Raw genomic sequence first — 10758 nt, forward strand, 5'->3', positions numbered from 1 at the left:
CAACCTGTGCAGACAATGCTTCGATGGAAAATTTCTTTGGGGTTTTAAAGCAAGAAATGTATTATGGTGAAGAACTAATAGGCTATGAAGATTTAAAAAGCCGAATTCATGAATATATTCACTGGTACAATCATGACAGGTTAAAAGAAAGATTGGCTGGGATGAGTCCTGTTGAATATCGAACTCACTCCAGCCAATCAGCTGCATAATAGAAACTCAAACTTTTGGGGGGAAGCACCGTTCTGAACGTTTTTTCTTTCTATTTCTTTCGGAATAATGCTGTAATCAATTCGGAAATTCCGAACATTTGTTGATTTTCATCCATGTCCATCATTTTCCTGATTTCGACTGAGTCAAAATCTGAAAATATCTGTTCTAATTTCGTCTTGTCGTACCCCAGACCTCCTTGGAGAGATCCTGTTCTGTACACATCCCAATCGGTCATCTCTGCACCTCCCAGCTTGCCGCCTGGAACAAACGAAGTGAGTGCAAAGTGACCATTCTTCTTTAAAGCTTTGTTGATTAATTTCGTATAGCTCAATCTTCTGTGAGGAGCGATATGATGAAAACAGCCTGAATCGTAAACTAAATCATACCCCCCTGCTTCAATGTCTAAATCAAATATATTTTTATGTATAAAACGAATTGAGACATCACTATCCGCTGCACGTTCTCTTGCCCATTGGATCGATGTCTCAGATACATCAACTGCATCCACTTCCCATCCGTTCCATGCTAAGTAAATGGCATTTCTCCCTGGACCGCATCCCAGTTCCAATACTTTGCCCGAAGTTAATAAACCGTTGCTGAGGTAACTGACCAGGTTTTCATCAGGCACATTTTTGAAAAACGGAATTCCCTTTTTACGATCAAGATAAAACGCTGTCCAGAATCCATCAGGTTCCCTTAAGAGTGAGTCGAGCATTTTAAGTAATTCCTCTTCATTATAAATAGTCTCTTTCATTCTTCCGCCCCCTTTGCTGGTATGATTTAATTTTATTACAGGGATTCAAGTAACAGGTTACCATTATTTTACAAGTGTGTTAATTCAGTATAAGTAATGAACATCATCACGTGAAAAAAATGCTCGGAAAATTCGATAATTCCTTCTCAGAATTTTAATTTATATAGTTTAATAGCAAAGTACATGAAGAGGTCATTGTTCTTTACAGTCAATTCTGACAGCATACACGACATCAATGGTCTGTATTTTAAGAATGAAATGTCACAAATATTACAATTAGATTATATTATAAATAAACAAAGAAAACTGCGCAGTTTATAAATGCTCAGTTTCTTTGTATATAAACAATATATTACACACATTTCCCGGTTTCAGAAATCTCCAGGTATATACTATTCTAAATAACCCACTGCAAGCACACTGAAAATACATCCTAATACGACAAGAAGTGTGGTCACAGTCATCACCTCGCCTTCCGGTTATCACTCTTCAATTCATCACTGCTGCTTCCCTAATGAAAAACCATGAAACAACCTGCCTCCATGTGGCTGTAGCACTGTATCCACCAGTTCTACGACTGCTTGTTTATCTCCTGTTCTGAAGAAGGTCTCGAAACAGTCAACGAATCTATCAGCAAATGCTTTATCGTATTCCTTCAATGCACGCACAATCCATTTGGAAGAACCTATCCATCTTCGGTTGGTCCGTAAAACAAATTCATGCAATGCTTCGGCAAGACTCCCCGCAATAAAAATACTTTCTCCTTGATGTGTGCTTCCAATAAAATCATCAAGCAGATCAGTTAAAAAGTACCTTTTCAACATGATTGTGGATGGCTCCCACTCTTGGGGGCCGGCGCTCAATAACTTCTCTGCTGCTGCCTTTAATGTGCTTCCTGACCCATTGTCCTGAATGATGATTCCTTCAGCGACCATCCTCGGCAAGGAGGGTCTGGCCCTTTCACAATCCTTCATGAAGTATTGATGCAGAGTTTTCTCATTATGGACGAAAACCTCAATGGGCCATTTGTACGCAATCAATGATTCCCTATATGCAGAACTAACTTTATCATCAATCACAACAATATCCAGATCGGAAGTGAAAGTGGCTTCATCTCTCACTACACTTCCTCCTAATAAGACGATTGCGCCCGGAGAAAAGTTTTCTTGAGTAAATAATTTTGCAGCTGAAGCAGGATCGATTCGATTCATTTTGAAAATCCTTTCAATTTTTCCTTGTAAATTCCATCTTTACAGATCTCTTATAGAATGGTCTGATTCTCTCAACTGTTTACTTGAGTCCATTTACCTCGTTTGGGTATCGATATTATTGGGAAAAATGGACATAAACAGGTAAAGGAGGTCATAATGTGAAAAACACTAAGTTGTTCAGCTTTATCTTAATTGGCGGCCTATTTCTCGGAGGATGCGGCGGAACTGACAATGCAGACGAAGTAAAAGAAGTGACACCTGCAGAGGATACAGAGCCGGCATCTGGTGATGGGGAAAAAATGGATGATACTGGTGATAGCGAAAAACAGGATCAACTCTCAGCAGGTCTCGAGGAAACCACAAACTCAGTAGAAGAGTTATCGATGTCTTTGAAAAATGCATCCGGAGATACACAGAAATTGAATGAGCAGGGTAAGATGATTGAAGAAAAATGGGATGAAATCGAAAAACAAATAGAAGAAAATCACCCCGAAGATTACGAGAATATTGAACAAAGCCTCTATCCTTTAATTGCAGAAGCAAAAAAGGATAATCCAGACATCGAAAATCTAAAATCCTTGTCAGAGGATACAAAAAACAAGCTAAAAGAATTTCATGATAAGATCAATAATCAGTAACCATTGTTCCGTGGCAGTTTGAAAACACTGCTGCGGTTTCTTTATATAATTCTAATTACTTTTCTTACATCAAATATGTTCTTCACATAATATGTCGGCACATATTCCAAAGGTGGATCCACATCAAAATGGTTGACCCATAAAGTATCCATCCCTGCTGAATGGGCTCCACAAATATCAGTATAATAGTTATCTCCTATGAATAGCATTTTTTCAGGGTTGATCTTGAACCGTTCCAGGACATAGTTAAAGATTTGGGGATGTGGCTTGCTGTGCCCTGCTTCTTCTGAAATGATGATATGCCCCTTCTTGAAGTATTTATCTAATCCCAGGCGACGAACTTTCTTATAAGCATTATAACTGGTGCCATTCGTCACAATCCCCATCTGATAAGTATCTTCCAATTGCTTCAAAAATTTATTCATTTCCGGATCGGGTACGATATTCCTTAAATAATTCTCATGATAATTTTCATTGATTCTTCTTATTTCTTCATGACTTATGCTCACAAAGAATTGATTGAAGGTCATCATTAACCTTTTCAGAGAGAATTCCTGAAATGAAAGTTCCTTAGTCTGGAACTCATTCCAAAGTTTGTTGTTGTTTTTTAGAAAAGATGTAAAGAATTCTTCCCCATCAAGGTGCTTCAGGTTTTTATGATCAATAACTATTTCCTTTACAGCTTTCTTAAAGCAATGGGAATGATTGAATAATGTATCATCCAGATCAAACAATAAAACATCATACGGTTTTTGTTCCATACAACTTCACCTTAATAAAACCCTATCAACTTCAAAACCCCTACACCTGCAAACGTCGTGACAACCCCTGATATTACAGCCACCAAAAGAATGCGTTTTTGCTTTGTTTCAATCCAAAGGGTTGTGGACATGATCGCTGTGAAAATCAGCCCGAATAATAAGGCCGCATAAGGGTTAGCGGGGGCAAGGAAATCTGAAGCGGATAACCAGTTCATTATTTTCATCCTTCCTTATTTCGTACATTAGTAGTGCCTTTAACATTTAAATGTTTGAAGTCAATACGATGAAAGAGAGCATGAGCACGCTCTCTCTTTTTTCACCATACGTTTCAGCCAAAGCTTTCAGTACTTCAGAAATACAAGAAAAATCCCAACCGGAAAAACATTCTTCTATATCGTTTAGTTATTCTAAAAATATCGTCCTAGTTATTCTTAATTTCCCCATCATCTATAGTATACCAATCTCCGTTCATTAATTGGAAGTATATTCCTTAAATTGATCAACTTTAATACTAGTAAATATTACTAGATACTGATTAGTAGAGGGTTCGGAAGTCATGGTAACAACTACCTGTTTAAACGTTTCCAGTATTATATTTCAATAGAACTATGAAAACTTTAAAACGATTGTTTATCTTATTGTTGTCCGTCACTTTAGTCACCGGTTTTGGAAATGGTTCGGAAGTATCTGCTGCAGGAACTTACACTGTTAAATATGGAGACACGATGTGGAAAATTGCAGTAAAGCATCAGGTAGGAGTATCAGAACTGATTGATGCCAATCCGCAATTGAATAATCCGAATATTATCTATCCTGGACAAACGATTTCGATTCCAGGGGGAGATCAAAAAGCTCAGGATTATACATACGAAGTGGTGAAGTTAGTGAATGCAGAACGCGCAAAAGCCGGCCTGTCACCACTTAAAGAAAATTGGGAACTATCTAGAGTTGCACGATATAAGTCTCAGGATATGATTGACAAGAACTATTTCAGTCATACTTCTCCGACTTATGGCTCTCCATTCCAAATGATGAAAGACTTCGGCCTTTCCTATCAAACTGCTGGTGAAAACATTGCAGCTGGACAAAGCACCCCAGCTGAAGTAGTAGAGGCATGGATGAACAGTGAAGGACATAGAAAAAACATTCTATCTCCTGCTTATACAGAAATCGGGGTCGGATATGTAAAGGGAGGTTCGTACGGTCATTACTGGACTCAAATGTTTATAAAAAGATAAAGGAGAATCTGAAAGGATCAAATCACAGGGGATGTGGTTTGATCCTTTTTATCATGAAGTTGGGATGGGATCACGGGGGAAGTCAAACATACACTTCATTATCGAATGTATCTCCTAATGAAAGATAACCCTTAAATTGTCCTTCCCTTTTTGACCTTTCTTTATTAGAATAACCTGCCCATCTGCGGACGCTTCATCTTTCATCATGGAAAAAGACTTCTTTGACAAGAAGTCTCTGATATAAGTCTATACAATTTTTCGTCCCGCCTGCGCAAGTGCAAAATGAATACCGTGCTGAAGGGTTTTAAAACATTCAAACGTGGAGAAGTCAATGTCCGTTTGGGCAATATGAGCGCCGAGTCGCGCTGAGATACCCACAAGAATCGTGCTTGTTCCAATTAGTGATGCAGCACTACCAATTTTCTCTATAAGGCTTGTTGTATGGTCATCCATGTCATTGTCAATTGCCGTTAAATCCAGGATCAGATAGTTAGCTTTATAGGAAGGCAGTTTATTCAAAGTTTTATAGACAAGATCCTCAGCACGTTCGTCATCGTATTTACCAAGTAGCGGAACGACAACTACCCCTTCAAGAACAGGTATGATTGGGGAAGATAGGGCTTTTACCAGTTCTTTAAGATCTCTCGTTTTGTCTTCCACCAGCGCCTCTAATTGTCTGATTTGCTCAGTTTCCCTTTTACGTGAGAGTTCATGGACATTGTTATGAGCGGTAATATCTGAGGGGAAGTACTCAACCTTTGTGTACTCATGACCATTTAGCTGGTATTGAATTACATTGTACCAAATGTTTGCCTTAAGTAAGCCGGTAAAAATTCCGGCAAAATGTGCTGGAAGGAACTTTCCTCCCTCTCTTTTTTTCTGAGCTACGTTGATCTTATGCTCCCAGCTGTCTTTAAGAATGATTGTTGCAGTTTTAGCTTCAATATCTAATTGATGACTGGATATTTGGCCCCAGCCTGCAGAAGCGTAGGTAAGCCCGATTAACTTCGCAGCCTCCTCAGCTCCAACATGTTTCAAGTTCTCAAAATATTCTCCTACTACAAGGCCCTGCCTGTAACCCGTTGTTTCCAGAACTAAGTTTGCAGCTTCTTCACCAGACACCTCTTCTATCGTATCAAAGAACATCTTCATCGCACTGGAAATCCAGAAAAGAACTGCATCTTGTCCCTCGTATGAGAATTGGCCTTTGCCTATATTCCATTCAAATTCAATACCCTCGACGTTAAATTTCGTTTGCGTTTGCACGTTTTACACTCCTCTTTTATATGCATCCCAATTTTACTGTACTTAAAATAAATTGCGTGGGATTCCAATGGGTAATAATGTCTCTTTGCTTTTTTTACAAAACTTACTTTTCATTTAGTCCGTTCTATTATTCCCGGACAAGTATTTTTCATAAGCTTCTCTCGCCTTATCAGGTTTGAGGGTAATAGTTGCAATTCTCTTATGTATTGCTGTCACTAAGAAAAGGATCCGAAATAAAACCGCTGAAATTAGAATGATTAAAAGCATGATGGCCGTTAGTAGAGCTTCCATATTTCCTCTCCCTTAAAAATAGTTATGTTCTTACCATGTTAACATAGAATCATTCTATGTTAATTCAGGTTATTTAAGGGGGAATCTGCATATTAATTTTAACTTCCCGGCAAGTATTCTCCGTTATACGAACCCGGTTTATTTGATTCAGATTGCATTACAAAAGGAGCGTTGATTGGCATCATCGCTCCTTTTTTGTTAGATTCTTTTAATAGCTTCTTCAATAGAATCGTTTCCTGCAATCAAGTCGAACCCTGTGTTATACGTTTTTTCTTCAGTTAAAGAAGCAAAGATCGTTTTAGCCACGTCCTCCCGCGATATAGCACCCCGTGATAGATTTTCAGCTGCGGCAACCTGGCCTGTACCCTCTTCGTTCAATAGTCCTCCAGGACGGATGATCGTATAGGTTAAGCCACTTTGTTCCAACGCCTTATCTGCATAATGTTTCGCTGCATAATACGGTTTCAATGATTCGTTCCAATTTTCACGTCGATGAGCTTGATGAGCACTCACAATGATGAAGCGCTCAACTCCAGCCTGCTTTGCAGCCTCCATCGTCTTCACTGCGCCATCTAAATCGACAAGCAATGTTTTATCGGAACCTGTATTCCCGCCTGAACCTGCGGTAAATACAACCGCATGGGCTCCATCCAGCCCTTCAGCGATATGCTCGACTGTGCCTTCTAAGTCAATAAGCGAGGACTGAATACCTTCTTTTTGAAAAGATTCGGCTTGTTCTACTTTTCTTACAATTGCCCGAGGAGAAAACTCCTCGCTTTCCTGTAATAGTTTGATCAAGTGTTTTCCGATTTTTCCATTAGCACCTACTACTGCTACATTCATATCCTCATCTCCTTTGCCGATAAAAACCAATATGGATTAATTGTGACATGTCTGAATAGTGTTTTCAAATTTTCTGATTGCCAAGAAATTAGTTTACAGTAAGCTCGTTAACTCTATTTGTCATCTCTAATTTAGAATGGAGGAAAGTAGATTCATACGATGAGAAACTCATTGAAAAGGTTGAAAAGTAAAGTTAAATAGTACTTTATTCATTACAAATGTATACATCTTCTAAAATGCATACTCATTAAGAATAGTAGACTTCGGATATTGCAATTCCTATTCAACTGGTCATTCTCTCACTATACCAAGAACAAATCCATCATAACCTTTAGAACCGACTGTTTGAATGACCGTTGAATCAATTCGGTCGTCACTTGACAGTAACTCCACAAATTCCCTTATACCCCTTATATTCTCATCCTCACTGGCTGCATCAGTCACCTTTCCACTGCGAACGACATTATCTGTCATAATTACGGCACCCGGGGTGGAAAGTTGGATAGCCCATTTAATATAGTGCGGGTTATTTTTTTTGTCAGCGTCGATAAAAATAAAATCGAATTTATGGTCTTTCAAGGTCGGCAATGTCTCGAGTGCCTCCCCAACGATTACCGTTATTTTGTCCTCAAGGCCGGCCATTTTAATATTTTCACGAGCCACGAGCGAATGTTCTTCACTGTATTCGAGTGTGATTAATGTCCCGTCTTCAGGCAATGCCCTCCCCATCCAGATGGTGCTGTAACCTCCAAGCGTACCGATTTCAAGAATGCTTCGGGCACCTTTCATTCTTGCCAGCAAATGAAGCAGCTTCCCTTGATTTGGTGCAACGTCAATCGCTGGAAGTGCTGCGTTTTCATTCGCCTTCATTACAGCTTCCATCACTTCGTCGGGTTTATGTAGTTTTGCTGTGAAATAATGATCAACTTCCAGCCAGTTCTTTTTAGACATAGCTTCACTCCTCTTAAATTTAACTATCCCATACACATCATGTTACCATTAAATAACATATTTTGTGTTTCACTTTTAGAAATTGGAGTAGATTTTCATTCAACCTTTAGAAGATGCTATTTTAATATTCCCATTAAAAAAAGAGCCAACCTAAGTTGACTCTTCTAATTTAAAAAGTGTGTGCCAAGTCTTTTGCACGGGAGATCCCGTCTGCTTTGATGTCTTGCGCTTTTTCAGGCATTGCAGCATGCCCTTCAATGAATAATCCTTCAAATGAAGGGACTCCATAAAATTGCATCATGATGTCAAGGTAACGGTGACCCATTTCCATCTGCGCCGCAGGTCCTTCTGAATATATGCCTCCGCGGGCCTGGATGTGAAGTGCTTTTTTGTCTGTCAGGAGACCCACCGGTCCGTGTTCCGTGTATTTAAATGTTTTACCTGCCACTGAAACAGAATCAATATAAGCCTTCATCACAGGAGGGAATGAGAAATTCCAGAATGGTGTGACAAATACGTATTTATCCGCGTCAACGAATTGATCCACAAGTTCGGATAACCGGCCAACTTTTGCTTTTTCATTATCTGATAATTCTTCAAATCCTTTTCCTGTTTGGAGCTTGCCCCACCCGCGGAACACATCTGCATCAATCTGCGGGATATCTTCTTTATATAAATCTACCGTGATAACCTCATGTGAAGGATTTGCTTCCTTATATGTGTCAATAAATGCACTTCCAGCAGCCATGCTGAAAGATAGAGTGTCATCATGTGGATGAGCCGTGATGTATAAAACTTTTGTCATTTTAATAATCTTCCTTTCTAATTGTTTAAGGTATATACCTTAAAGGCATATATTCTTAATTCGAGATAATTGTAAGACATGAAAAGAATTTCATCAAGTTATTTGCTTGATTATATTCAAAACCAGTCTGAATGTAAAAAAGCCCCTATAAATGGGACTTTTTTGAATGGGCCTTTATAAGTAAAAAGTGTGGATTCTTCATTAGGTAGTCGTACGATTTCTTTTTTATTGATTTCATTCTTTCGATTGGCTTTGGCTCTACCAAGCGTTCAAGAATAAAATGGCAGGCTGTGTCTTGAACGATCCGTTCCAATGGTTTTCTGAAGAAGGTCACATCGATAGTAATATGGGGCTTTTTCCATGTTTCAGTGATTGTCTCTATATTAAAATAATCTTCGCAATTATTTCGTGAAAAGTCCATGAACGGATGATGGATGGAATATAGAAACGTACCGCCGGGTTTTAATACCCGGTGAAACTCTCTGAAGGTGTCTTCCCATTCTTCAAAGTAGTGGAGAGTAAGCGAGCTGATGATATAATCAAACGAATCGTCTTTAAAAGGCAAAGGTGTTTGAAGGTCTTGGCATAGAAAGGTCGCTCGGTCTCCTACCCTCACTTTAGCTGCTTTAATCATTTCCGGGCTAAGGTCGATTCCGGTGACTCTCGCTCCTTGTTGAACAAAATACTCGGTGTACCAGCCGGCGGCGCAGCCTGCATCCAAGATCGATTTGTCTTTCAGATCCTCGGGCAGTTCGGCAAGCATTGCCGGCCGTTCATAATACGCATTATAAGGACTTGCTTGATCGATATCTTTCTGGTAGGTTTCTGCTAATTGATTGTATGTATCTTTCGTTGAATCTGACATGTAATGTATCTTCCCTCCCCTGTAACATGACAATTACATGATTGTAGTTTACCATTTTTTCTTATAAACTATAAAAGGCATTCAGATCATAGTACAAACAAATGTTTATACCTTTGTACATTCTGATTTTATTTTTTATATGAATTCAAGGGGAAACCCTGGACACAATCCCTTTAATAGGGGATTATAGTAAGGTCATTATTCGAAAGAAAATGGAGGTTTAAAATGGAATCAAAAATAAATTCAAAAGCAATAATGATCACCTTTATGATCGGTGCCTTCTTCGCCGTCTTGAATGAGACATTATTGAATATAGCATTAACCGAATTAATGCATGTGTTCGGGGTGAAAGCACCGACTGTTCAATGGCTGGCAACAGGCTTTATGCTGGTGATGGGTGTATTGATGCCAATATCAGCCTTATTGATCCAATGGTTCACGACCAGGCAGATGTTTATTGGTGTCATGACTATATTCTTATTAGGAACGACAATCGCTGCATCAGCAATGAATTTCCCCATGCTTTTAGCAGGGCGAATGATCCAGGCTGTCGGCACAGGCTTGTTAATTCCAGTCATCATGAATGCAATATTACTTATTTACAAGCCTGAAGTCCGTGGTAAAATCATGGGAACATTCGGACTGGTCATTATGTTCGCTCCTGCGATCGGACCGACCCTGTCAGGCGTAATCGTAGATATACTTGGATGGCGCTGGTTATTTATAACTGTCATTCCTTTCTCGATTTTCTCTATCCTGTTCGCATGGAAGTACCTGCAAAATGTAGGAGAAGTGACAAGGCCGAGAGTGGATATATGGTCGATCATTCTGTCTTCTGTTGGAATCGCGGGTATCGTCTACGGATTTAGTTCTGCCGGTGAAGCTGGTGAAGGCTTCACCTCTGTGAAAACCCTGACAATTATTA

At 39.3% G+C, this 10758-nt stretch carries 13 protein-coding genes; 4 read left to right on the plus strand and 9 right to left on the minus strand.

Annotated features, from left to right (window positions below; genetic code table 11):
• The coding region (locus HP456_RS14235) for an IS3 family transposase (RefSeq protein WP_172252205.1) at nucleotides 1-209 on the plus strand (209 nt) is incomplete at its 5' end.
• A 50-nt stretch (nucleotides 210-259) separates the two neighbouring features.
• On the opposite strand, the gene HP456_RS14240 is transcribed toward HP456_RS14235, so the two are convergent.
• The gene (locus tag HP456_RS14240) at nucleotides 260-964 is read right to left on the minus strand and encodes a class I SAM-dependent methyltransferase (protein WP_172252207.1); all 705 of its coding nucleotides are present in this window, start codon (nucleotides 962-964) and stop codon (nucleotides 260-262) included.
• A 497-nt stretch (nucleotides 965-1461) separates the two neighbouring features.
• Nucleotides 1462-2175 carry a nucleotidyltransferase domain-containing protein gene (locus tag HP456_RS14245; RefSeq protein ID WP_172252209.1) on the minus strand — a complete coding sequence of 238 codons (714 nt, stop codon included), beginning with the start codon at nucleotides 2173-2175 and terminating at the stop codon, nucleotides 1462-1464.
• 158 nt (nucleotides 2176-2333) lie between these two features.
• Here HP456_RS14245 and HP456_RS14250 point away from each other — a divergent pair, with 158 nt between their 5' ends.
• Nucleotides 2334-2813, plus strand: coding sequence for a hypothetical protein (locus HP456_RS14250; protein ID WP_172252211.1), 480 nt, complete (start codon nucleotides 2334-2336; stop codon nucleotides 2811-2813).
• A gap of 41 nt (nucleotides 2814-2854) precedes the next feature.
• Here HP456_RS14250 and HP456_RS14255 read toward each other — a convergent pair whose 3' ends face one another.
• Complete coding sequence (locus tag HP456_RS14255) at nucleotides 2855-3574, minus strand: HAD family hydrolase (RefSeq protein ID WP_172252213.1); 720 nt, start codon at nucleotides 3572-3574, stop codon at nucleotides 2855-2857.
• 11 nt (nucleotides 3575-3585) lie between these two features.
• Nucleotides 3586-3789 (minus strand): hypothetical protein, encoded by a 204-nt coding sequence (locus HP456_RS14260; protein WP_172252215.1) that lies wholly within the window; start codon nucleotides 3787-3789, stop codon nucleotides 3586-3588.
• Nucleotides 3790-4182: 393 nt separating this feature from the next.
• On the opposite strand from HP456_RS14260, the gene safA reads away from it, so the two are divergent.
• Entirely contained in the window at nucleotides 4183-4812 is a 630-nt protein-coding gene (gene safA / locus HP456_RS14265; protein ID WP_172252217.1) for a SafA/ExsA family spore coat assembly protein, read from the plus strand.
• A 246-nt stretch (nucleotides 4813-5058) separates the two neighbouring features.
• Here safA and HP456_RS14270 read toward each other — a convergent pair whose 3' ends face one another.
• The 5 genes from HP456_RS14270 to HP456_RS14290 form a co-directional block, all read right to left on the minus strand.
• The gene (locus HP456_RS14270) at nucleotides 5059-6078 is read right to left on the minus strand and encodes an STAS domain-containing protein (RefSeq protein ID WP_172252219.1); all 1020 of its coding nucleotides are present in this window, start codon (nucleotides 6076-6078) and stop codon (nucleotides 5059-5061) included.
• Between the two features lie 489 nt (nucleotides 6079-6567).
• A complete protein-coding gene (locus tag HP456_RS14275) occupies nucleotides 6568-7212 on the minus strand; it encodes an SDR family oxidoreductase (protein ID WP_172252221.1) in 645 nt (214 codons plus the stop codon).
• Between the two features lie 291 nt (nucleotides 7213-7503).
• Nucleotides 7504-8163 (minus strand): O-methyltransferase, encoded by a 660-nt coding sequence (locus tag HP456_RS14280; RefSeq protein ID WP_172252223.1) that lies wholly within the window; start codon nucleotides 8161-8163, stop codon nucleotides 7504-7506.
• A 169-nt stretch (nucleotides 8164-8332) separates the two neighbouring features.
• A complete protein-coding gene (locus HP456_RS14285) occupies nucleotides 8333-8968 on the minus strand; it encodes an FMN-dependent NADH-azoreductase (protein WP_172252225.1) in 636 nt (211 codons plus the stop codon).
• 145 nt (nucleotides 8969-9113) lie between these two features.
• On the minus strand, nucleotides 9114-9833 hold the full coding sequence (locus tag HP456_RS14290; protein ID WP_172252227.1) for a class I SAM-dependent methyltransferase: 720 nt from the start codon (nucleotides 9831-9833) through the stop codon (nucleotides 9114-9116).
• Between the two features lie 225 nt (nucleotides 9834-10058).
• Between HP456_RS14290 and HP456_RS14295 the strand changes: the two genes are divergently transcribed.
• Nucleotides 10059-10758 (plus strand): MFS transporter (locus tag HP456_RS14295; protein WP_172252229.1); only part of this gene is annotated, 700 nt, incomplete at its 3' end.

Origin of the sequence: Bacillus haikouensis (assembly GCF_013179555.1) — a bacterium.
GTDB classification, from domain to species: Bacteria; Bacillota; Bacilli; order Bacillales; family Bacillaceae_B; genus Rossellomorea; species Rossellomorea haikouensis_A.

Bases quoted from the DNA above. Each gene is read 5' to 3' on its own strand.
- HP456_RS14245 (WP_172252209.1), bottom strand. From the start codon at position 2,175: ATGAATCGAATCGATCCTGCTTCAGCTGCAAAATTATTTACTCAAGAA.
- safA (WP_172252217.1), top strand. From the start codon at position 4,183: ATGAAAACTTTAAAACGATTGTTTATCTTATTGTTGTCCGTCACTTTA.
- HP456_RS14280 (WP_172252223.1), bottom strand. From the start codon at position 8,163: ATGTCTAAAAAGAACTGGCTGGAAGTTGATCATTATTTCACAGCAAAA.
- HP456_RS14260 (WP_172252215.1), bottom strand. From the start codon at position 3,789: ATGAACTGGTTATCCGCTTCAGATTTCCTTGCCCCCGCTAACCCTTAT.
- HP456_RS14285 (WP_172252225.1), bottom strand. From the start codon at position 8,968: ATGACAAAAGTTTTATACATCACGGCTCATCCACATGATGACACTCTA.
- HP456_RS14255 (WP_172252213.1), bottom strand. From the start codon at position 3,574: ATGGAACAAAAACCGTATGATGTTTTATTGTTTGATCTGGATGATACA.
- HP456_RS14275 (WP_172252221.1), bottom strand. From the start codon at position 7,212: ATGAATGTAGCAGTAGTAGGTGCTAATGGAAAAATCGGAAAACACTTG.
- HP456_RS14290 (WP_172252227.1), bottom strand. From the start codon at position 9,833: ATGTCAGATTCAACGAAAGATACATACAATCAATTAGCAGAAACCTAC.
- HP456_RS14240 (WP_172252207.1), bottom strand. From the start codon at position 964: ATGAAAGAGACTATTTATAATGAAGAGGAATTACTTAAAATGCTCGAC.